The organism is Paenibacillus sp. Leaf72, from assembly GCF_001422685.1.
Taxonomy (GTDB): Bacteria; Bacillota; Bacilli; order Paenibacillales; family Paenibacillaceae; genus Pristimantibacillus.
The window spans coordinates 94,250-117,913 of record NZ_LMLV01000001.1 but is presented as its reverse complement, the minus strand read 5'-3'; the positions used below and the strand labels follow the sequence as shown (position 1 = coordinate 117,913).

The 23,664-nt window shown below is 47.7% G+C and carries 16 protein-coding genes; 12 read left to right on the top strand and 4 right to left on the bottom strand.

Going from position 1 to position 23,664, the window contains the following annotated elements; translation table 11 throughout:
• Positions 1-15: 15 nt before the first annotated feature.
• From ASF12_RS00495 to ASF12_RS00475, 5 genes are all read left to right on the top strand, one after another.
• On the top strand, positions 16-1,650 hold the full coding sequence (locus ASF12_RS00495; protein ID WP_056028287.1) for an extracellular solute-binding protein: 1,635 nt from the start codon (positions 16-18) through the stop codon (positions 1,648-1,650).
• 327 nt (positions 1,651-1,977) lie between these two features.
• Positions 1,978-2,913, top strand: a complete 936-nt coding sequence (locus tag ASF12_RS00490) for an ABC transporter permease (protein ID WP_081418547.1) — start codon at positions 1,978-1,980, stop codon at positions 2,911-2,913.
• Positions 2,914-2,931: 18 nt separating this feature from the next.
• The gene (locus ASF12_RS00485) at positions 2,932-3,855 is read left to right on the top strand and encodes a carbohydrate ABC transporter permease (RefSeq protein ID WP_056028284.1); all 924 of its coding nucleotides are present in this window, start codon (positions 2,932-2,934) and stop codon (positions 3,853-3,855) included.
• Between the two features lie 98 nt (positions 3,856-3,953).
• Positions 3,954-5,621 (top strand): extracellular solute-binding protein, encoded by a 1,668-nt coding sequence (locus ASF12_RS00480; RefSeq protein WP_056032604.1) that lies wholly within the window; start codon positions 3,954-3,956, stop codon positions 5,619-5,621.
• A 103-nt stretch (positions 5,622-5,724) separates the two neighbouring features.
• The gene (locus ASF12_RS00475; RefSeq protein ID WP_056028281.1) at positions 5,725-11,346 is read left to right on the top strand and encodes a X2-like carbohydrate binding domain-containing protein; all 5,622 of its coding nucleotides are present in this window, start codon (positions 5,725-5,727) and stop codon (positions 11,344-11,346) included.
• A gap of 98 nt (positions 11,347-11,444) precedes the next feature.
• Here the strand turns inward: ASF12_RS00475 and ASF12_RS00470 are convergent, their stop codons facing one another.
• From ASF12_RS00470 to ASF12_RS00455, 4 genes are all read right to left on the bottom strand, one after another.
• The gene (locus ASF12_RS00470; RefSeq protein ID WP_056028278.1) at positions 11,445-12,341 is read right to left on the bottom strand and encodes an RCC1 domain-containing protein; all 897 of its coding nucleotides are present in this window, start codon (positions 12,339-12,341) and stop codon (positions 11,445-11,447) included.
• A gap of 658 nt (positions 12,342-12,999) precedes the next feature.
• Complete coding sequence (locus ASF12_RS00465) at positions 13,000-13,440, bottom strand: HIT family protein (protein WP_327204885.1); 441 nt, start codon at positions 13,438-13,440, stop codon at positions 13,000-13,002.
• Positions 13,400-13,960 carry a methylated-DNA--[protein]-cysteine S-methyltransferase gene (locus ASF12_RS00460; protein ID WP_056028275.1) on the bottom strand — a complete coding sequence of 187 codons (561 nt, stop codon included), beginning with the start codon at positions 13,958-13,960 and terminating at the stop codon, positions 13,400-13,402. Before ASF12_RS00460 ends, ASF12_RS00465 begins: the two co-directional genes overlap by 41 nt.
• A 19-nt stretch (positions 13,961-13,979) precedes the next feature.
• Entirely contained in the window at positions 13,980-14,615 is a 636-nt protein-coding gene (locus ASF12_RS00455) for a bifunctional transcriptional activator/DNA repair enzyme AdaA (protein WP_081418546.1), read from the bottom strand.
• 230 nt (positions 14,616-14,845) lie between these two features.
• Here ASF12_RS00455 and ASF12_RS00450 point away from each other — a divergent pair, with 230 nt between their 5' ends.
• The 7 genes from ASF12_RS00450 to ASF12_RS00420 all read left to right on the top strand — a co-directional run bounded on the left by ASF12_RS00450 (position 14,846) and on the right by ASF12_RS00420 (position 23,491).
• Positions 14,846-16,828: an AraC family transcriptional regulator gene (locus tag ASF12_RS00450; RefSeq protein WP_056028272.1), complete on the top strand. Its 1,983-nt coding sequence runs from the start codon at positions 14,846-14,848 to the stop codon at positions 16,826-16,828.
• Between the two features lie 252 nt (positions 16,829-17,080).
• Complete coding sequence (locus ASF12_RS00445; RefSeq protein WP_056028269.1) at positions 17,081-18,637, top strand: ABC-F family ATP-binding cassette domain-containing protein; 1,557 nt, start codon at positions 17,081-17,083, stop codon at positions 18,635-18,637.
• Between the two features lie 167 nt (positions 18,638-18,804).
• Positions 18,805-19,263 carry an OsmC family protein gene (locus tag ASF12_RS00440; RefSeq protein WP_056032597.1) on the top strand — a complete coding sequence of 153 codons (459 nt, stop codon included), beginning with the start codon at positions 18,805-18,807 and terminating at the stop codon, positions 19,261-19,263.
• Between the two features lie 167 nt (positions 19,264-19,430).
• A complete protein-coding gene (locus ASF12_RS00435; protein WP_056028266.1) occupies positions 19,431-19,847 on the top strand; it encodes an RrF2 family transcriptional regulator in 417 nt (138 codons plus the stop codon).
• 102 nt (positions 19,848-19,949) lie between these two features.
• Complete coding sequence (locus tag ASF12_RS00430; protein WP_056028264.1) at positions 19,950-20,819, top strand: aldo/keto reductase; 870 nt, start codon at positions 19,950-19,952, stop codon at positions 20,817-20,819.
• Positions 20,820-20,988: 169 nt separating this feature from the next.
• Positions 20,989-22,935 carry an AraC family transcriptional regulator gene (locus ASF12_RS00425; RefSeq protein WP_056028261.1) on the top strand — a complete coding sequence of 649 codons (1,947 nt, stop codon included), beginning with the start codon at positions 20,989-20,991 and terminating at the stop codon, positions 22,933-22,935.
• A gap of 139 nt (positions 22,936-23,074) precedes the next feature.
• Complete coding sequence (locus ASF12_RS00420) at positions 23,075-23,491, top strand: GNAT family N-acetyltransferase (RefSeq protein ID WP_056028259.1); 417 nt, start codon at positions 23,075-23,077, stop codon at positions 23,489-23,491.
• The last annotated feature ends 173 nt before the right edge of the window (positions 23,492-23,664 follow it).

Sequence of the window (23,664 nt, the reverse complement as noted above, 5' to 3'; positions counted from 1 at the left end):
GGGAGTGAAGGAGAAATGAAGATCCGGACCGGCATGGCTGTCCTTGTGCTTATGCTTGTGGGGCTGTTGCTCCTCGTCTCATGCTCTGCTAAAGAGAGTAAACCTGTGAGCGGAGATGAAGGCACGCATGAGGAAGCGCCGACAGAGCTGCATGTATTTGCCTTGCAGGAGCCGGGAATTGAGCTTCAGACAAATGATTTCACTCGTTATCTGGAGCAAAAATTTAACGTGCATTTCAATTGGGAAGTTATTTCACCAGACGGGGCAAGGGAAAAGCGGCAAATATCGCTTGCAGGCGGCGACTATCCGGATGCCTATTTTCTGACTGCCTATATGGATCAATTCTCGCAATCGGATCTGCTGAAGTACGGCAAGCAAGGCATTATCCTGCCCTTAAATGAGTTAATTGCGAAATATGCTCCCCATGTGTTAGCTGCTATGACGGAGCATTCGGAGCTCAAAGCGCTCAGCACAGCTCCTGATGGGAACATTTACGGGCTGCCAGCCTACAGCGAATGCTTCCATTGCTCCTATCCGAACAAAATGTGGGTAAATGTCAAATGGCTCGCGAAGCTAGGGATGGACGTACCGACGACAACCGAGGCATTTAAGGAAATGCTCGAGGCGTTCAAAAGCTCGGATCCCAACGGCAATGGTTTGGCTGATGAGGTTCCGCTCAGCGGCTCGACCGAGGATTTTGGCGTGCGTATTATTCCGTATTTAATGAACGGTTTTATTTATGATGAGGATCGCCATTATTTAATGCTGGAAGGTGGCAAGGTTGAGACGGCTGCGGATAAGCCGCGTTGGAAGGATGGGCTGGCCTATATCAGATCGCTTTACAAGGAGGGGCTGATTGATCCGGGAGCTTTTATTCAAAATGCGGAAGCTTTAAAAAGAATCGGCGACAATGATGGTGCACCTATGCTGGGAGTGGCGGCTGGGATGCATCCCGCTATTTTCGCAGGCGAGAGCATGAACGATTATGTGCCGATTCCACCGCTTGCGGGACCTTATGCTTCCTATGCTACCTATCAAGGGGGCGGTATGCAGCCTGGAGCCAAGTTTGTCATCACGAACCGGGCGAGCAAGGAGGCGCAGCGCAAATTAATCGAAATCATTAACTATATGTACACCCCAGAAGGACAAACGACGTCGCAAAACGGTTTGGAAGGCATTGGCTGGCGCAAGCCGCAAGCCGGGGAACAGGCGCTTGGTGCAGACGTCAAGCCGTTGTTCACAAGCCTCATTCTAATCAATGAAGCAGAGTCGACCAATTCCGGCTGGAGCGGGATGGCGCATCTATATATGCCTCGGGAGTATCGCGATAGCTGGGTAGCAGGCAGCGATATGTATACGCCTGATGGCTATGAGCGCCGGCTCTATGAAGCCACGAGGCTGTATGAAGGGCATGAGCCTAAAGATATTTTTCCCTTCTGGATGTTATGGCTGGACCCGGCCGAAGCGGACGAGGCTGGCATATTGCATACGAATTTAACTAATTATATCGAACAAAGCACATTGCGCTTCATTACAGGCGATTGGGATTTAGACAACGATTGGGACGGCTATGTAGCAGGCTTGCGTGATATGAGAATTCAGCGGTACGTGGAGATTATGCAAAGGGCTTATGATCTATATAAAAAATAAAATTTGTAAACCGGCTGATGGTTGAGCCGGTTTTTTTTCGTATGTCCGTTGTTATTGAATAGGTCAGGACAAAAGGTTAGTTCAGACCAACTGCTTTAGATTAAGCCTATCCTCACTTGCTTCCCCCGAAGCTGCCGCAAAATGTACGCCCCACAGCCAATTGTCCCCCTGAAAATGGCGTTATTGTACGCTAAACGACGCAAGTGTACCTGTCGCAAGCGAGGCTGAATCCCCTATGATCAAGCGTATAGAAAGCGCTATCATTCATCATCAGGCAGTGACTTAGGGGGGATTGTTCTGGAGAAAGAGGTTGTACTGGAGCATCAAATGTTAAACGGCGGTGTTAAGCGAAGAGTGACGGAGGAAGCGGCAAGAAGCTTAAGGAAACATTGGCAGCTCTATTTGATTGTTATACCGCCGGTGTTGTTTTTCCTTATATTCAAATATTATCCGATGCTTAATGCGGTGCTGGCGTTCAAGGACTATAACGTCATTAAAGGGATCTGGGGCAGTCCGTGGGTAGGCTTCAAAAACTTTCAGCTGTTTTTTGATAATCCAATGTTCTGGCCGCTCGTCAAAAACACCATTTTCGTCAGCGGCTATTTGCTGCTCGCCGGTTTCCCGGTGCCGATTTTGCTGGCACTTATGTTAAATGAGGTGGGCAGTGGCAGATTCAAGCGGCTGGTCCAGCTCGTTACTTTCGCGCCGTATTTTATCTCGACGGTCGTCATGGTATCGATCATTATGCTGTTTCTTGCGCCGCGGCTTGGCTTTGCCAATGTGGCTCTGAATTTTTTTGGTTTGGATTCCATCAACTTTCTCGGCGAGGCCAGCATGTTCCGTTCCATCTATGTATGGTCTGATATTTGGCAGACGGCAGGCTATTCGGCGGTCATTTATTTGGCGGCGCTGGCGGGCATCGATCCAACGTTATATGAGGCAGCCAAGGTGGACGGCGCTTCGCGCTTTCAAAAGATTGTGCATGTGGACATTCCCGGCCTGCTGCCGACGATTACGATAATCCTCATTTTGAATGTGGGCAGCGTGATGGCGATTGGGTTCGAGAAAATATATTTGCTGCAAAATCCGCTGAATATGGTTCATTCAGAAATTATTGCCACTTATGTATATCGAATTGGGCTGCTTAATGCCAATTACAGCTTTGCAACCGCAGTCGGCTTGTTCAACTCGCTTATTAATTTGGTGTTGTTGGTTACGGTGAATGGCTTGGCCAAACGCTTAACGAAATCGAGTATCTGGTAGAAGAAGGGGAGTACGCCTATGGCAGCAACAAAACCAGCAGGGCAGCAACGGCCGTTCAGGCTGAAAATCAGAGAATCGGCTGGTGACAGGCTGCTCCTGTTCATCATTTATACGGTGCTTTCACTTGTGCTGCTCGCAGTCATTTATCCACTTATTTATATTTTGAGCAGCTCGATCAGCAGCCCGGCCGCGGTGACTTCTGGACGTGTCTGGCTGTGGCCCGTCGATATTTCCTTCCGCGGCTTTGAGGTGTTGTTCAATACCCCGCAAATTATGACGGGCTATGGCAATTCGTTGTTCTATACGACGGCGGGAACGCTGATTAGCGTAGCGCTGACGGTTATGATCGCGTATCCGATGTCGCGCAAAACCTTTTTTGGCCGTGGCGTTATTATGATGCTGATCACGTTCACCATGTTATTCAGCGGCGGCCTCATTCCAACTTATATGGTAGTCAAAGAATTCGGCATGATCGACTCGCGTTGGGCGCTGCTCATTCCGAATGCGATCTGGGTATGGCAGGTGATCATCGCCCGTTCTTTCTTCCAGTCGTCGATTCCCGATGAGTTGATGGAAGCGGCCGAAATTGATGGCTGCAGCGATCTCCGGTTTATGCGCAGCGTCGTCATTCCCTTGTCCAAGCCGATACTCGCCGTGCTGTTCTTGATGTATGGGGTAGGCCAGTGGAACGCCTATTTCGATGCGCTTATTTATTTGAAGTCAGCCAATCTGTTTCCGCTCCAGCTTGTGCTGCGCAGCATCATCATTATGAATAATACCGCAGGCGTGACGGACGCCCTGAAGCAAGTGGAGCGCCAGCAGCTATCCGAGCTGCTGAAATACTCGCTGATCGTCGTAGCTACGCTGCCGGTGCTTATCATTTATCCGTTCGTACAGAGGTATTTTGTGCAAGGCATGCTTGTCGGCTCGGTCAAGGGCTGATGCTCAACTGGAGAATGAAGGGAGGTGAGGCTTGGGATCGGAAGCGCGAATGCAAGGCAGACAGCCATTATTATGAGATGAAAAGGGAGCGAACAACAATGAAGAAGAGACTGTTAGGCCTGCTCGCCATTGCAGTGGTAGTTAGCATGATGCTTGCTTCATGCTCGCAGAACAATAAGCCCGCGGGCAGCGCGACGACTGCGCCTGATTCGCAATCGGAAGAGACGGGAAGCACCGCACCGGTTGAAATTACGATGTTTGCCGTGCAGGAGTCGGGCATTGATCTGACGACTAACAAGTTCACCAAATTCGTTGAAGAGAAGTTCAATATGAAGTTTAAGTTTGATACGACACCACCGGACGGGGCAAAGGAAAAACGCCAAATTTCGCTCGCAAGCGGCGATTATCCGGATGCTTACATGCTTCCGGGCTATATCGATCAATTTTCGCAGGCTGATGTATTGAAGTACGGCAAGCAGGGCGTGATTGTACCGTTGAACGACCTGATTGAGCAATATGCGCCGAACATCAAAGCTGCCATGGAAAAGGACGCAGATTTGAAAGCGTTTAATACTGCCCCTGACGGCAATATTTATGGTCTTGTTGCATACAGCCAATGTTTCCATTGCTCGTATCCGAACAAAATGTGGATCAACACGAAATGGCTGGATAAACTCCAGCTTGAAATGCCGAAGACACCGGAGGAATTTAAAGCGGTGCTGAAGGCGTTCAAAACCCAAGATCCAAATGGCAACGGAGTTGCCGACGAAGTGCCGCTCAGCGGCTCGATCGAGGATTTTGGCGTACGTGTTATTCCATTCCTAATGAACGGCTTCGTCTACGATGATGATCGCAACTATTTGAACATGACGGGCGGCAAGGTGGAATCGGCGGCGGTGAAGCCGGAATGGAAAGAAGGGCTGAGCTATATCAAATCCCTGTATGATGAAGGGCTGATTGACCCGGGCGCATTCGCGCAAAACGCGGAAGCGTTCAAAAAAATCGGCGAAAACGGCGATTCGCAAATTTTGGGCGCGGGAGCGGGCATGCACCCAGCTATTTTCATAAATATCGACGCTGGCAACAAAAATTCGGCCGATTACAATCCGGTACCGCCGCTTACTGGACCACATGGCTCCTATGCAACGCATGATGGGGGAGGCGTGGCTCCTGGCGCCAAGTTTGTCATTACGAATAAAGCATCCGAAGAGCAGAAAATCGCCTTGATTAAGCTAGTCGATTATATGTTCACGCAAGAAGGCCAGACCAATGGCGCCTCCGGCATGGAAGGCATTGACTGGAGAAAGCCGAAGGATGGCGAGGTTGCGCTTGGCGAAGGCGTAATACCGCAAATTGCCACGATTCCTGCCGCTGAAGGCGAAGCCCCTCGCAACGCGGGCTGGAGCGGAACCGCCCATTTCTATATGCCGAAGGAGTACCGGGACAGCTTCGTTCAAGGGACGGATATTTATGATTCCGCCAGCTACGAGCGCAGATTGTATCAGGCGACACTGCTGTACCAAGGCCATGAGCCGAAGGAGCTGTTCCCGCTGTGGTCGATCTGGGTCGATCAGAACGAGGTGGACGAAGTAAGCATTTTGCAAACGAACATTAAATCTTACATTGAGCAGAACGCTTTGCAATTTATTACCGGCAACAAAAGCTTGGAGAAGGACTGGGACGCTTATGTGAAAGGCTTGAAGGATCTGAAAATCGATCGTTATCTGGAAATTTTGCAGAAAGCATATGACGCGTCGTTTAAATAATACAGCGGATACAGCGGATTAATTAGCAACATAGAACGGACAGGATCAGGTTATTATTGCGAGATAATGGCCTGGTCCTATTTTCTGAAAAAGGAGCTTAATTATGATCCCATTCATGAAAAAAATACAGCCTTGGCTGCTCGTTGTCGTTCTGCTCACGATGCAGCTTGGACTGGTAGCGCCTTACGGAAATGTAGCGAAAGCTGCGGACAATGGACTTGCCCAGAAGCCTTATATGGGCTGGAGCAGCTACAGCATGCAGGTGTATACGAACAACGGCCACTGGATTACCGCTGATCAAATCAAGGCGCAGTCCGATGCGATGCACGAGAAGCTGCAGCCTTACGGCTATGAATACATTAATATCGATGCGGCCTGGAACGGTGACATGGATGGCTACGGGCGGCCGATTCCAAGTACGACCCTTTATCCAAACGGCTTGCAGGAAGTGATCGACCATATTCACGACAACGGACAAAAGGTAGGGTTGTACGGTATTCCGGGCATGTCGCCGCAGGCGTATGATCAGGATTTGCCGATTTACGATGCGCCGGGCTGCACCATGCAGGATATTGCTACGCAGCCGCTGCAAGAGTCGGACTACTGGGGTCTCGGCTACAAAATCGATTTCAATCAGCCGTGCGCACAGAAGTATATTGATTCGATTGCCAATTTATATGGCGAATGGGGAATTGACTTCCTCAAGTTCGACAGTGTGACGCCGGGTTCTGGCATATCGGACCTGTCGCTTGATGCGCGCGATGACGTCAAAGCATGGTCGCAGGCGCTTAAGCCGCACAATATTTGGCTGGAGCTTTCATGGGCGCTGGACATCAAATACATCGATTACTGGAAAAAATACGCCAACGGCTGGCGCGTAGATTGGGATGTGGAGTGTTATTGCGGCACTGGCGGCTTGACGGTATGGTCAAGCATTGCCCGTCTCTTCCCGAAAGCCGAGCAATTTTGGCGCCATGCCGGGCCGGGCGGCTGGAATGACTTCGATTCCTTGAATGTTGGAAATGGCTCGATGGATGGCCTGACGCAGGATGAGCGCAGAACGGCCATGTCGTTCTGGGCACTGTCATCCGCGCAATTGTACATTGGCAATGACATGACCAACCTCGATGCTTATGGACTTGAGCTATTGACCAATGAAGAGGTCATCGCTGTTAATCAGGCGGGCAGACCGGGACATCCCGTATCTACAGCTGCCGAGCAGCAAGTATGGTATGCCAACAATGGCGATGGCACCTATACCGTTGGACTGTTCAATCTGGGAAATTCGGCGGCAACGGTAAACGTGGACTGGAGCGATATCGGACTGGAGGGGCCAGCCAAGGTACGCGATCTGTGGACGCATCAGGATTTAGGTACATTTAACTCAGGCTACAGTTCGGCAAATTTGGCTTCGCATGGTTCGAGATTGCTGAAGGTTACGTCGCTTGGCGGAACTTCAATCGCTAACGATGACGATACTGGCTTTAAGTATACGGGGGATTGGACGCGCAATGGAGGGCAGGAGCTTGCCGGCGGCGCACAAAACCTCGTTATCGATGTAGGCAATGCGGCAGCACAGAGCAGCAGCATCGCTCCTTCAACGGCCAGCTTCAATAAAAAGCAATCCGAGCAGGCTGATGTCACAACGACATTGACGCTGAATGGCAACACGCTGGCCAGTATTTCGGCGGGCGGGACAGCGTTAACGGCAGGTACGGATTATGTGGTGAACGGGAACGAGGTGACGATTAAAAAGGAGTATTTGGCGAGCAAGGCAGTTGGTACGCTGAATCTCTCCTTTGCATTTAGCGGCGGATTGCCGCAGACGCTATCTATTGCGATTAATGATTCGACCATTAGAGACAGCCGGGTGACTCCGTCAACGGTCAGCTTCGATTTGTTGCCGTCTGCGCAAACGGATGTAACGCTCACAACGGCGCTCAATGGCAATACGCTGACAGACGTCAAGCATGATGGCAATACGCTCGCAGCAGGAACTGACTATACCGTAAGCGGCAATACGCTGACGCTCAAGAAACCGTGGCTTGCTGCGCAGCAGGCGGGAACGAAGGCACTCACCTTCACCTTTAGTGCGGGAGCGGAACAGACGGTATCGCTTGTCATTCAGGATACAGCAGTTGGCGGATCAATCTCTCTGAACGATGATGATCCATCCATCGTGTACACAGGTGGTTGGAATCGCAGCTGGAATCGTGGACTCGGCGATTATATGGATGATGTGCACTATGCCGAAGCGAATGACAACGATTATTTTTCGTATACGTTCACAGGCACGGGGATTGAATTTATTACGGAGCTTGACCCGTCCCAGGGTGCAATCGACATTTATATCGACGATCAATTCCAACGTACGATCAGCACGTACCATATCGGAAGGCTGGCGCAGAAGCCTGTGTTTAACATTACAGGACTGGCTGACGGCACGCATACGCTTAAAGCGGTGAAAAAATCAGGTTATTTCCTCCTGCTCGACAAGCTGCGGGTACTATTGCCTGATCTTGTAAGCGGAGCAGTTGGCGGATTCGACAAGGCAGCGGGGCAGCAGGCAGACTTGATCTTTACGACGACAGGAGCTCGCAGCGGCTTCGGCGGCATTTCGAACGGCGAAGCAGCTCTGACAGAGGGTACGGATTACACAGTGTCCGGCAATGACATTACTGTGAAGAAGGAATATATGGCGGGACAGCCAATTGGTACAACAAGCTTGACATTCTCGTTCGCAGAAGGGGCTGTGCAGACGCTCGCTGTAGCTGTTAGCGATTCGTCGGCGGCGAACAGCACGATTAGCCCGTTAGAGGCGAGCTTTGACAAAAAAGCTTCCGCGCAGGCCGACGTTGCTGTGGCATTGACGCTGAACGGAAACACGTTATCGGGCATTAGCAACAACGCAGCAGCACTGACAGAGGGTACGGACTACATCGTATTCGGCAACGATGTGATCATTCACAAGGCTTACCTTGCCAACCAGCCGTTAGGTACAGCGAGCTTGCGCTTTGATTTTAGTGCGGGGGCTCCGCAGACGCTGGCCGTCGAGATCACCGACACCACTGGGCAGAACAGTACGATTAGCCCAAGCACACTAAGCTTTGATCATAAAGCGGCGGCACAAGCAGATATTGCGACGACGGTTAGTTTGAACGGCAATACGCTAACTGGAATTGCTAATGGCGCGACAGCGCTGCAAGAGGGAACAGACTACCAGCTTTTCGGCGACCAGCTCACGATACGCAAGGGCTATCTTGCCCAAATGCCAAATGGCATGACGAATTTGGCGTTGTCCTTCAGTGGCGGTGCTGAGCAAACGCTGGCAGTTGCCATTAGCGATTCTTCCAGAGGCCGCTATGTGGCAGTCAACAACGATGACAGCGAGATGTCGTATAAGGGCGCCTGGCAGCATAGTCGCAACAGAGGTCTTGGTGATTATAAGGACGACGTCCATTACACGGAGACGACGGGCGATTATTTGGAATATACGTTTGAGGGCACAGGCATTACGTTCATAACCGAAAAAGATTCGTCCCAAGGCGATATGGACATCTATATCGATGGCGTATTCCAGCAAACGGTCAGCACGTATTATCCTAGCCGCCAGGTGAATCAGACCGTATTTGTTGCCGAAGGCCTGACACTGGGCGAGCATACGCTCAAAGCGGTCAAAAAATCCGGCTACTACATGCTGCTCGACCAATTGAAATTCCGAATGGCGGATATGATTACCCCGGATACGGGCAGCTTTGACAAAACCGCGCAGTCGGATATAACAACAACGCTTCAGGTCGATGGAAGCAATCTGCTGGGTGTGAAAAATGGCAATGCAATGCTCACCGCTGGTGTGGACTATACCGTGTCGGGCAGTGACATTACGATCAAGAAGGAATATTTGGCATCGCAGCCTGATGGAGCTGTGAGCTTAGCCATCTCTTACCGTGGCGATTACCACAACGATCTGCACCGTACAATGAACAATGGGGATTATGCCGAGTTTTCGTTTACAGGTACAGGTGTTGCCTTGATTGCGCCAAAATCATCCGTTCAGGGAGATGTTGATATTTACATCGATAACATCTTCCAACAAACGGTTAGCGCAGTCCATGCAAGCCGATTGACGCAGCAGGAGATTTACGCCGTGACCGACCTGGCTGACACCGTTCATACGATTAAAGCGATGAAAAAATCAGGGGATTACATGCTGCTGGACGGCGTTAAGTTTGCAGTGAGTGGTCAGCCGCAGCCATCGGCAACGCCAACTAGTACGCCATCAATCGTACCGTCGACGGAGCCTACAACGACGCCAACCAGTGCGCCGACAACAGTACCGTCAACGGAGCCAACAGTGACGCCAACACCATCATCATCTATAGAACCTGCGACGCCAACACCATCACCAGCCGGAGGGGGAGGCGCAACCAATGCTCCTCCCGCATCGGGGGGAAACGGTACGGCTCCATCATCGGAGCTAATTACAGTTGAGGTAGGGAATGGAATCAAAAAGACCATCAACAGAACGAAGCAGGTGGGCGGCAGCAAGCAAGATGAGCTTGCGCTGACAGCAGAGGAGGCTAGCAAAGCGGCGGCAAGCGCGGCGGCATCAGGTGCGAAGGCTGTGAACATTAGCATTCCAGACACGCTGGATGAAGTTGGTGAAACAGCGTTTAAGCTTCCCAAGGATGCGGTCAAAACCTTGACGACAGCAGAGGTTGGGCTGCAGTTATCTACTGCTAATGCTGTTATTGCGGTCGGCAGCGGCACATTAGCGGGGTTGCAGGAGGAGCTGTATTTTAAGCTGGCACCAATGAAGGACGTCGTTAAGCAGCAGGAGCTTGCTGGTCAGGCGAATCGCCAAGCAGCCGTCAGCATTGTCACGGGTGATGGTGAGGCGACGGTTGTTGGTCGTCCGATGAACATTGAAACTAATTTGCAAAATGCGGAAGTTACGATTATTTTACCGTTAAAGGGCATTAAGCTTGATGAAGCAGAGTGGCAAAATCTAGCCGTGTATATCGAGCATAGCGACGGAACGAAGGAGCTGCTCAGGGGGACTGTCGTACCCTACAACGATCAGGGCGACAAAGGGCTTGCATTTACCGTAACCCAATTCAGCTTGTTCACGCTGCTTCATATATCGGGGCTGGACCAGTCTAGTCTAGGCATCGCTTATATGAAAGGCTACGAGGATGACACGTTCAAGCCGGACAATCGGATTACAAGGGCGGAGATGGCCGCCATCCTGTCCCGTGTACTGACGCGCCATAAGGCGGATACGGCGAATATAAATTACGCGGATGTAGCTGCAGGGTATTGGGCTAAGGAGTATATAGCCGACATGACCCAGATCGGTTTAATGAAGGGATATAACAATGGGACATTTAGAGCTGACCAATCTGTTACGCGTGCGGAGATGGCACGGCTTGTGTCGCAATTGCTTGTGAGCGATTCGGACTCGCAATCCAGCAAAGGTTTTAGCGATGTAGCGGGGCATTGGGCGCAAAGCGATATTATGAAGGTTCAGTCCTACGGCTTTATTAACGGCTATAACGATGGCACGTTCAAGCCGAATCAGGCGCTAACACGCGCGGAAGCAGCTACCATTATCAACAAGGTGCTGGGTAGGCCAAATGCGAACGCTTCGGTACAGTTGTTATGGAAGGATGTTCCAGCTTCTCATTGGGCATTCGGAGCAATTGCCGCAGCATCGCTAGAATAGTTGAAACGGGTCCTCCTGCTGTCAGGGGACCCGTTTTCTCGATAGCTTAATAGAAATAAGGTGCAGCTACCTTAGTAACTGCACCTTATTCTGTTCAACTAATTGCCGGGAAGTTGGATTCCATGCCAGCCGCTTACATCGCACTGGCCGTATTCATTATCACCCACAGCTACAACTGTGCCATCCGATTTAAGGCCAAGAGTATGAGCGCAACCTGCCGCAACCGCCACTATATCCCGCCAGCCACTTACATTGCATTGGCCATGCTCATTCCAACCCACAGCCGCCACTGTGCCGTCCGATTTAAGCCCGATTGTATGATTACTCCCCGTCGCAATCGCGACCATACTGTGCCAGCCGCTCACATCGCATTGGTCATGCTTATTCCAACCCACAGCTGCCACCGTGCCATCCGATTTAAGCCCAACGGTATGAAGGTAACCCGCTGCCGTCACCACTATGTCGCGCCAGCCGCTTACATTACATTGGTCATATCGATTATTACCCACGGCCACCACCGTGCCATCTGACTTAAGCCCGACAGTATGCCAGTCACCCGCCGCTAGCGCCACCATATCCCGCCAGCCGCTTATATTGCATTGGCCTTCATTATTTCGACCCACGGCCACCACCGTGCCATCCAATTTAAGCCCAATGGTACGACGCCAACCCGCTGCTACCGCTACAATATCGCGCCAGTCATTTACATCGCATTGGTCATGCTTATTCCAACCTACAGCTGTCACCGTGCCGTCCGATATAAGCCCGATGGTATGAGCATTACCCGTGTTCGTTGCCATATGCACATTACCCGCCGCAACCGCCACCATATCGCGCCAGCTGCTCACATCACATTGGCCATATTTATTATCGCCCACAGCCGTCACCATGCCGTCCGATTTAAGACCAACAGAATGACGCCGACCAGCTGCTATGGTATTTTTAGGCCACCGCTTCTCCATTAACGCCGCTTCAATTAGTGAAGTGTAATCCATGATTTACCTCCTTGAAAACAAGACCTATTTTTTATCAGTTCATGCTCCTTGCGAACTTCGCAAACACCTCAACGGGGTCGCTAAACTATCGTTACCTGTCGTATTATGAGGTCAGCCAGTTATTACTGGTTGACCACTTTTTATTTTGGTGGTGTATTTGTCAGTAGCCGGGGCAGATCGGTCGTTCCCCTGGGTCCCATCGTATTATGAGGTCAGCCAGTTATTACTGGTTGACCACTTTTTATTTTGGTGGTGTATTTGTCAGTAGCCGGGGCAGATCGGTCGTTCCCCTGGGTCCGTAACCCGTCGCTAAAACTGATCGCCCCCCTACTTATAGAAACCATGTTTAAGCTGGTTGAGACGAACAGATCTCGCATAACAAGCGATGTTATGGAACTATGAGCAGTGCTTAGGGGTGCCGGCAATATACATGAGAGGGTGAGTTTTTCATGAATCCAGTCATTGGCCTGGATATTTCAAAAGGTAAAAGTGATGGACAAGTTTTCTTAGACAAAGGCCAGCCCTTTGGACATCCATTTTGTTTTCAGCATAATCNAAGCTGGTTGAGACGAACAGATCTCGCATAACAAGCGATGTTATGGAACTATGAGCAGTGCTTAGGGGTGCCGGCAATATACATGAGAGGGTGAGTTTTAGCTTAATCGATTATCTGATTATTTTTAAATAAGTACCTAATCCCTTTTCCAGCCATCTTCTCATTGGAATAACGAGGAATAACGTGTAGATGAGCATGAAAAATATGTTGACCACCGACATCTCCACAATTCCATCCGATATTGTACCCATCAGGTGAATAATTTTGGTCCACATACTGCTTTACCTTGATAAGCAAGTGATATGTAGCATTCCATTCTTCTTCCGATAAATCAAATACCGACTCCCTGTGTATATGCGGTACAATGATTCCGGCACCTCTTATTTCTTGATTTTCTAAAAGAGAGTAGGTACAGCTATCATTTTTAATTATTATTTCGTGTTTATCTCCATTGTTTGAGATATCGCAATATGGGCATTTTGTCATAATTAACACCTCATTTCTAAAACGATATTGTGCCATGTCGAATGTTCTTTTTCCCATTGATGCGGAGACCCTCCAGCTCCAGTAATCTTGTTTTCATCACTAATCCACCACGATAGCCCGTGAGTGCCCCGTTTTTGCCGATTACGCGATGGCACGGAACGGTAATGAGCACTGGATTTGCGCCAATGGCCGCACCAACTGCTCGAACCGCTGCAGGCTTTTGAATATGGTTGGCAATATCTGAATAGGACCAGGTATGCCCATATGGAATGCTGCAAAGAGCCTGCCATACGGCCTCTTGAAAAGGCGTTCCTTGAAATACGGTAGGAACTGTAAAGTTTTCAAGCGTTCCTTGCAAATATTGGGCTAGCTCAGCCTTATACGGAAGCAGCTTTTCATCATCTTGGATCAAAGGGCTATGTGAAAACCGCGATGCAGCCCATTTCGCCAACTCTTCAAATGGCTGGTTTTGTGAACCGACAAAGCAAAGCCCTTCGTCGGTAGCAGCGACGTACATATTCCAATTTTCATAACTAAACAGCGACCAGTATATGGCCCTATTAATTGAATTCGTCATTTTGGATGATCTCCTTTATTTATGTTATGTCATCTTTGCTATGCTGCTGTCGATAGCTTTCGGGTGTATATCCGGTTTTCTGCTTGAACAGGGTAATAAAATATGGCGTATTGGACAAGCCGACACATTCGCCTGCTTCTGCAATGGATACAGGAGAAGATAGAAGCATCGCCTTAGCCTTTTCGATTCTTATTTGCTGGATATAGTCGACGGGAGTTTTGCCCGTTACTTTTTTGAAGGTTCGGTGCAAATGATACGGCGTGCCATGACAAATGGCTGCAAGCGCAGCCAGCGTTAGCTTTTCCTTGTAGTTTCGATCTATATATTCGGTCACCATCGCGATCCATTCTTCATCAGGCAATCGTTGCCCAGTCGGTTTACATCGTTTGCAGGGACGAAATTGGGCAGCCAGCGCTTGTTCAGCGGTTCGGAAAAATCCGATATTCTCTCTATTGGGTGGTCTAGATTTGCAGGATGGCCGGCAAAAGATGCCCGTCGTTTTGACCGCGTAATAAAATTGACCGTCATATGAAGGGTCATTGCCTACAATGGCTCGCCATTGTTCTTCAGATACAGGTGCGGGAAGGATTGGCTCGTCCTTATCGCGCAGACTGCGAGGAATCTGATCCAGATTCGCTTTCCATTCATTGGACATGCTCGTTCACCTCTAAGATTAGTATAACCGTGAGCGGGGGTATTTGTGTGTAATTTGGAATGGAATAGCAAGATAACGAAATGACAAGGAGATAGGGGGTCTTTTTTCGTTTGCACCCAGCCAAATCCATTGAGGTTTGCGGATAAATGAATTATAATTTTCGTTGTTGATAATAGTTCTCAATAATTAAAAATGCGGCATAAGATTCTACATAAAAAGGGGCTTATCACTTGACTGTCACGATCAATGAGGAAGAGCATATCCAGCTATGGAATGCTGCTGCTATCAAGGTTATTGACGTAAGGCACTTCACCATGATGCATGGCGAGGAATTGCGGTCGTACCTATTTCCGTCAAGTGTCTTCCTATATGCCATTCGCGGCGAGGCTCAGGTGCTGCTGGACGGGATCGAACATTCCGCGAAGCGATTCCATTTATGGCACGGTGGAAAAGGAACCTGTCTGGATATTTTTCCAACGGAAGCGGAGTTTGAATATTATTTGATCTTTTATAGAGCAACGATTCCATCGACTGGCAGGCGGGAAATCCTGCATCTCATGGAGCGGTATAATCCGTTTCAACTGCAATATAGTTTGGCTCCACTGCGTTCTGCTGTTTTATTTGACAAGGTGGATAATATGCTGAAAGAATGGCAGAGCTCGCGCACGTTAGAAAAATTTCATGTTAAAACGTTGTTTTATCAATTTGTTTATGAACTGCTATGGCAGCTGGAGCAGCAGCAAATTGGCATGAAAAGACCTAATCTCGCAGCCCAGGTCATTCGTTATATTCAGGAGCATTACAGGGAGCCTTTAACCCGGGAATCAATTGCGCAGATTTTTCACTACAGCGTCCCCTATGTATCCAGACAATTTAGACAGGAAACGGGCATAAGCATGATTGATTATGTGATAAAAGAGCGTATTAACAAAGCCATGGAATACCTGCGCAAAACAGATATGACCGTGCAAGAGGCTTCTGCCAGTGTAGGTTATGAAGATGTATCCTATTTCACGAGGATTTTCAAAAAATATACCGGAATGACTCCCAAGCAATTTAAGGATCAGGATAAAGCAAAGAAAGCAGGGTTCGATTATCCTATCATTAGGGTTGGATCGTCCCTATTCCCGCGCAGGCTGCAACGTTATATTGGTAGAGGATATGAGAATCATTATCGATATAAAAGAGAGGGAGATTTATCGATGTACAGAAACAAATCAGCTATGGGGGTCACTTTACTATTATGTCTTACGCTGCTACTTAGCGCTTGCTCAGGAGCAGGCAGCTCCAATAATGGATCAGTTGCGTCACCTGCACCAGCAGCAACGGCAGATGGAAACGCTCAAGTGCAGGCCTCAGCATCAAACGGTGGTGCAGCGAGCGCAGCGGAAATGGTGACTTATTCGGCAGTGAATGGCGAAGTTAAAATTCCCAAAAATCCGCAGCGTATCGTTATCATAGCGGGCGCCTTTGTTGGCCATTTGCTGGCGCTCGGCATTAAGCCGGTTGGTGCGGGGGAAGAAGCTTTCAACAGCTATACGGAAGGAAAGCTGGATGGGGTCGAAAGTATAGGCGATGGCATCGCGTATGAAAAGATTTTGGAGCTGCAGCCTGATCTCATTATCGTATGGAATGACCCGGCTGTTCTCGAGCAGCTGAACCAGATTGCTCCGACGGTAGTTGTCGATTATGGCGTGCCTGTAAGGCAGCAGCTGCTGGAATTCGGGAAAATGACGGGCCGGGAGGATCAGGCTAATGCCTGGATTACGGCTTGGGATAAAAAGATAGCCGATTACAAACCGAAGGTGCAAGCGGCTGTGGGTGACAAAACCGTTGCTATCTTTGACTCTGGCAGTGCTAAAGAGTTTTATGCTTACGGCAATAAGCTGGGAAGAGGCGGCGAAATTATTTATGGGGAATTCCAGTTGAAGGCGCCGCCCATTATTCAGAAGGAAGCGATCGACAGCGGTACAGGCTGGGCGAAGCTGTCTTTGGAGCTGCTGCCCGAATATGCAGGAGATTATATTTTTATTAACGAGTGGACAGGCAAGGACAATCCAGAGGCTGTTTTTGAAGGCAGCATGTGGGAGCAACTGGACGCAGTCAAAAACAATCGCGTTTTCCGCGAAAAAGGCAGAGGCTTTATGTTCAGCGACCCTGTGTCTTTGGACGCTCAGTTGGCGTTTGTTGTGGAGAGTTTTATTGGGGAATAATGGGTGTTTGACGGGTAGAAACAAGAACCGTGCGTGTGCGGTTCTGGTTTTTTTAAAATATAGGAAAGTATATGATTTTTCCATCCTTTCTCTATATTTCTCGGAATGAAACGCGCCGCGCCGCCAGAGGACGGCGAAAGCCGTTTCACCTTGGCCCAGATTCTATATTATTTTTAAAATCGGTATGGAGTTGTGGCGCTATAACCTTTATAATTTGACGAGAATACTTTAATAAAGGAATAGGTGTTATTCATGAGCATATTAAATGTAGAGCGGCTGAGTCACGGTTTCGGAGACCGGGCAATTTTCAGCGATGTATCCTTCCGCCTTCTAAAGGGCGAACATATCGGTCTAATAGGGGCCAACGGTGAAGGGAAGTCCACCTTCATGAACATTATCACAGGCAAGCTTCAGCCGGACGATGGTAAAGTTGAGTGGGCAAGACGCGTGCGGACGGGCTATCTGGATCAGCACGCTGTGCTGTCAAAGGGACAGTCGATGCGCGATGTTTTGCGCGGTGCGTTCCAATATCTGTTCGATATGGAGCAGGAAATGAACGATATGTACGGGAGAATGGGTGATGTCTCTCCGGAGGAGCTGGAGCAGCTGCTGGAGGATGTCGGAACGATTCAGGACACGCTAACGAATCAGGATTTTTATATGATCGACGCCAAAATCGATGAAACGGCTCGCGGGCTTGGACTTACTGATATCGGTTTAGACAAGGATGTTCATGATCTCAGCGGAGGTCAGCGTACCAAGGTACTGCTCGCCAAATTGCTGCTAGAGAAACCGGATATCCTATTGCTTGACGAGCCTACCAACTATCTCGACGAGCAGCATATCGTATGGCTTACCCGATATTTACAGGAATACGAAAATGCCTTTATTTTAATCTCGCATGATATTCCGTTCTTGAACAGCGTCATTAACCTGATTTACCATATGGAAAATCAGTCGCTGTCGCGCTATGTGGGGGATTATGAGTATTTCCAGCAGGTGTACGAGGCGAAAAAGCAACAGCTTGAATCCGCCTTTAAGCGGCAGCAGCAGGAAATTTCGGAATTGAAGGACTTTGTTGCACGCAACAAGGCCAGCGTGGCTACGCGTAATATGGCGATGTCCCGTCAGAAGAAGCTGGATAAGATGGACGTTATCGAACTCGCTAGGGAAAAACCGAAGCCGCAGTTCAACTTCAAGCCGGCGCGCACTTCCGGCAAGGTGATTTTTGAAACGAAGGATCTCGTCATCGGCTACGATTCACCACTGTCGAAGCCTTTGAATTTAAGCATGGAAAGAGGACAAAAAATAGCGTTGGTCGGTTCAAACGGGATTGGTAAAACAACGCTGCTGCGCAGCATCCTCGGCCAAATACCGGCTATTTCAGGTTCAGCAAGGCTAGGGGATCTGCTGGAAATCGGCTATTTCGAGCAGGAAATGAAGGAAACGAACAACAACACCTGTATTGAAGAGGTTTGGAGCGAGTTCCCTTCCTTTACACAGTTTGAAATTCGGGCGGCTCTTGCCAAATGCGGTCTGACAACGAAGCATATCGAGAGCAAAATCGTGGTGCTAAGCGGCGGAGAGAAAGCGAAAGTCCGCTTGTGCAAGCTGATCAACCATGAGACGAATTTGCTCGTGCTCGACGAGCCTACGAACCATCTCGACGTGGATGCCAAAGATGAGCTGCAGCGTGCGCTTAAAGCCTATAAGGGAAGCATTTTGCTGATTTCCCATGAACCCGAATTTTATCGCGATATTGTGACGGATACGTGGAACTGCGAAAATTGGACGACGAAAGTGTTTTAGATGGTAAAACAGAAAAACAGGAATACAGGGCTGCCTTCATAGAGGCGGCCTTTTTTGCGCTGTTTTGAAATTATACCTCAGGGAGCGTTATGATAGGATGGAATGGAAATAACAATCTAACCCATGTATCCGAGATTGAATTGAAGATATTGAAAGGAATGAGGGAGATGAAACATCCTTTTTATCTGAAAGCGGTATGGAATGGCGGGCGTAACAGTGAAGGACATATCGATGCCGGCGGATTAAAAACGATTATTTCGATTCCACAGGAGATGGGAGGGCCAGGAACAGGTACCAACCCTGACGAAATGCTTTTGGGGGCAGCAGCGACCTGTTATCTGATTACCTTAGCAGCGATGCTCGAGCGTTCGGATCTTACACCGCAGGAGCTGGCTCTGGAGTCTGAAGCAATTGTCGATGTAACGAATAATGTATTTACGTACGAACGGATAATACACAAACCGCGAATTGTGCTCAAAGCGGATGCATCAGAGGCTGAGCGGACGAAAGCCGAGCGTCTGGCACATCGGGCAGAAGAGTCCTGTATGATCTCCAGAGCTTTGGCAGGCAATGTCTCCATAGAGACGCAGCCTACTATTGTGATAACAGGGATTAATGAGGAGTAATGGGCTGAATATTAGACAGCCCTAGCTGTGGTCTGTGTAAGGATATTTTCTCGATAGCCCGCTGCTTCCGCATCTTTAACTTCAATTGCTTAAAAAGTTTTATTGAAAACTAAATATAAATGATATATAGTATGATCAGATCGCTGAATAGTTAGGATGAGTTAAAAATGTCATACTCAACAGCTCTATCACAAGGAATTGCCATATTGCTCTATATTCACAGCATTGCGGAGGAGAACTGCTCTAATTTTTTGTCCACTAAAGTGATTTCTGAGCAATTAAATATTCCGGTTCCGACAACGGTTAAGGTCATCAGGAATCTGAATAATGCTAGGCTGACGGTTGCAAAAGAAGGAGCGAAGGGAGGCATACTGCTGGCAAGGCCGCTAGCAGAAATTACGTTATTGGATGTTTTTCTAGCAGTCGAACCTGGCAAAGCGCTGTTCAAGCTCCATACCGATACCACACTGCAAGGAAAAGAAGTCGACGCAGTCAAACAAAAGATAGCCTTTAGTCTACAAACCGTTGAGATGTCTATGCACAATCATTTGAAAGAAGTGAGGTTAACCGACTTTTTGAACTAAACGACGGTTGCCTTCTCTTTTTTTGAGATAACTAGATATAATGAATATTTAATATATTACATTCCTCTCTTTTAATTTTAAACAACCGAAAGGGGCAATAACATGACTTTTGAAAATAGAGCAGTAAAAGCGAGCAATGGCGTTGAAATTCCGCAATTGGGGTTTGGGGTATACAAAATAACGAAAGAACGAGAATTTGAGATGGCGATCAGCGAGGCTATTCGAATCGGATATCGGCATTTTGATACCGCTAAAATTTACGGCAATGAGCAAGCTTTAGGAAGAGAGATTCAGAAAAGCGGGCTGCCTCGCGAGGCTTTTTTTATCACGTCTAAAGTGTGGAATACGGATCTTGGTTATGAAGCGACCATAAAGGCTTTTGAACAAACTTGCAAAAAGCTGAATGTAGCTTACCTGGATATGTATTTGATTCATTTTGCTGCACCAAATTATTTGGAAGCGTGGCGAGCAATGGAAGATCTGTACTCCGAAGGGAAAATCAAAGTGATTGGCGTTGCAAATTTTGAGATTCAGCATCTGGAGCATTTAATGAAGCATGCCACAATCCCGCCGATGATCAATCAGATTGAGACGCATCCCGAGTTTGCGCAAAATGACCTGCACCAATATCTTAATGAACATCAGATTTTGCATGAGGCATGGGGGCCGCTAGGGCAAGGGAATAAAGCGTTATTGGAGCATCCGGGGTTAAAAAAAATTGCGTCTTATCATCATAAAACAGTGGCGCAAGTCATTTTACGTTGGCACTTGGAGCGAGGCATTATTTTCATTCCAAAATCATCGAGCCCTAAAAGAATGAAAGAAAATAGCGAGATATTTGATTTTGAGCTTACTAGCGATGAATTGGAACAGATCAACCAGCTGAATAGAGGCAAAAGGTATTCGATTAATCCAACCGGTTATATGATTAATCCAATCTATAATAAATTAATGAAGATTTTTATTAAATAATGTAGTCGAATAACAGTATATGAGCGAAGTCTTTAAGAGACTTGCTGAAACTGCTATACTCAGGGCAGGTATGCAAGTCTCAGCCATCCAAGTTAATATAGAAGCCAGTGTCTATTTCTAAAGAGAACGTGCATCAATAAGCGATTACGGAAGGAGTATTTGTCATAGGATGAAGCAGCAAGAAGAGTACAAGCTTTGGAATCACCTACATATTGAACTGGCTGACATCCGTCTGCATGCTCTTTCTGAGGGAGAGTCCAGCATAGGCTACCGTTTGCCTGCAAGTGCTTTTATATTTCTATACAAAGGCAAAGCAACGATACGGATGGATGGAATTATTCATCCTGTTGAACATTTTCATTGTCTGCATGGCTGCAAGGGAATGCGGCTGGATATTGAAGCAGCGGAATATTTGGAATATTATATGGTGCTTTATCGTGGCGAGTTTCCGCTGCGCCGAAGGCATTTTCTGGACAAGGGAGGAATCCCGCCGTTTCAGCAAATATTTGCTTTTGCTCCCGCGCAGCCTATAGGGCTTTATCAGATTCTACAGCGGATGGAGGCTGCATGGAATCGATCGACGGAGAAAGAAAAATTTTTAGCGAAAACACTCTTCTTTCCATTTATTCTGGAAATGCTTCAGCAAAAGCAGCAGCTAGGAATGGACCTGCTTCCTACAGAGGTTGTTAAGCAAGTAGCTCAGTATATGCATGAGCATGTGGATGAGCCATTGACGCTGGAGCTGCTAGGGAAGAGGTTTGGCTACAATCCCCAATATTTGGCCCGCAGATTCAAGGAATTGACGATGCACAGTCCGATTGATTATCTAATAGGGCTTCGTATTGAAAAAGCATGTCATATGCTGCAAAACACAGATGCTTCGATTGGTGACATTGCCCAGAGTGTAGGTTATGAGGATGTGTTTTATTTCAACCGCATTTTCAAAAAGAACGTTGGCCTTTCTCCCAGCCATTTCAAAAAAAAGCTGTCGGATAAGGAGGGTGTTCGGTTTAATCCATATAAAAAGTGGGGATTATCCATGTCAGAGTCCATCGCTCCATGCTATAGTGATAATGATAATTGTTATCACTATAAAGAAAAGGGAGAGTCTTACATGTACCGAACATCCAGAAAAAATATGATGGCAGCACTTCTTATCTGTATGGCCTTATTGATTACAGCTTGCGGAGGGGGAAATACGAATCTGCAGTCCCCATCGGAAACCGCCGCTGCTGGCTCTAATTCTTCAGCACTAACTCAGAAAGCGACGCCAATAACAGACACCAAGATCGTGAATACCGCCTTCGGCGAAGTGGAAGTTTCCAAAAAGCCTGAACGCATTGTGGCGATTCAATATTTGAGCAGTCTGCTAGCCGTGAAGGCTAATCCAATCGCCTCTACAACACGCATTATGGATAATCCGTATTTCAACGGTTTAACGGACAATATTGAGATTGTCGGTTCTTCCGGCAGTGATGTTTCCTTTGAAAAGCTGATTGAGCTTAATCCTGATCTGATTGTCGTCATGACCTCGGAGGAGGAAGAATATAAAAAGTACAGTAAAATTGCTCCAACGATTGCCATTCCCTATGGAAACTTCACATCCATTGAGGAGGAAGTTAAGTTCTTTGGAGATCTGCTTGGGCGGGACGAGGAGGCCTCTTCATGGATAGCCGATTATAATGCGCGAATCGCGGCTGCGAGTGCCAAGGTCCAAGCAGTGATACCCGCAGATGCAACCTTTAGTATCATGCAGGAGACAGACAAAACATTAAGTATTTATGGCAGTGAGTTTGGCCGTGGGGGAAAAGTTATTTATGAGAATCTAGGACGGGTATCGCCCCCAGCCTATGATGAAGCAGTTAAGGAAGATAAATACAAGGATATTTCAATGGAAGTATTGGAGCAATATGCCGGGGACTATATCATCCTGACTACGGAGAGGTCATTGGAGGAGCTTCGCGAGGATCCAATCTGGGGACGGCTGGAAGCAGTCAAAAATGGCAGACTTTATGCCTGGTCTAACATTCGCTCTTATTTTATTGACCCGCTGTCGATATTAATGCAGACAGAAGAATTGGCTGATTGGCTGACGAATGCACCACAGAACAAATGATCAAGAATATGGTATTAAAGCTTCTGCCCGTAGTCTGAGCAGGAGCTTTTTTATTTGAGCAGAAAATTAATATGATGTCCTCTAGGGAAGTGAACAGGTGTATAATAATGTAATTAAATAGTTTAGAGGAGTAATTATAATGAGGATTATTGCTGCAAATGATTCGCACTTCGAATATATTAGAAAACATGACCATCACATCTCAGAAAACTTAATCTTACCGAAAATTAGAGGGAATGAGATCTACATTTTGCAGAATGAAGAATATCGTATCGTTGGGTGGATGCGGCACAGCTATTTTTGGGACAACACGCCTTTTTTGAATATGATTTGGATCGATGATACCTATCGAAGTAAAGGATTAGGGAAGAAAGCCGTTCTTTTTTGGGAGGATGAAATGAAGAAGCTCCGTTTTAACTTGGTTATGACCTCTACTTTAGCAAATGAAGAGGCTCAGCATTTTTATAGAAAATTAGGTTATCGAGATTCAGGGTGCTTAATACTTGAAGATGAGCCTCTGGAAATCATACTTACTAAGAGGCTTTCTAATTTATGAATCGGGTCTTAATACCTAGAAGGATAAATACGGGTATGATTATAAAGTCATGATCTAACTAATGATTAATTTTAGAAAAATAATCCTTAAAGATCATTTTCATTATTTTTCTAATGTATTCCAGATATATTTCCGAATATTTTTTTATCCTGTATTCAGGAATCCATATTAGA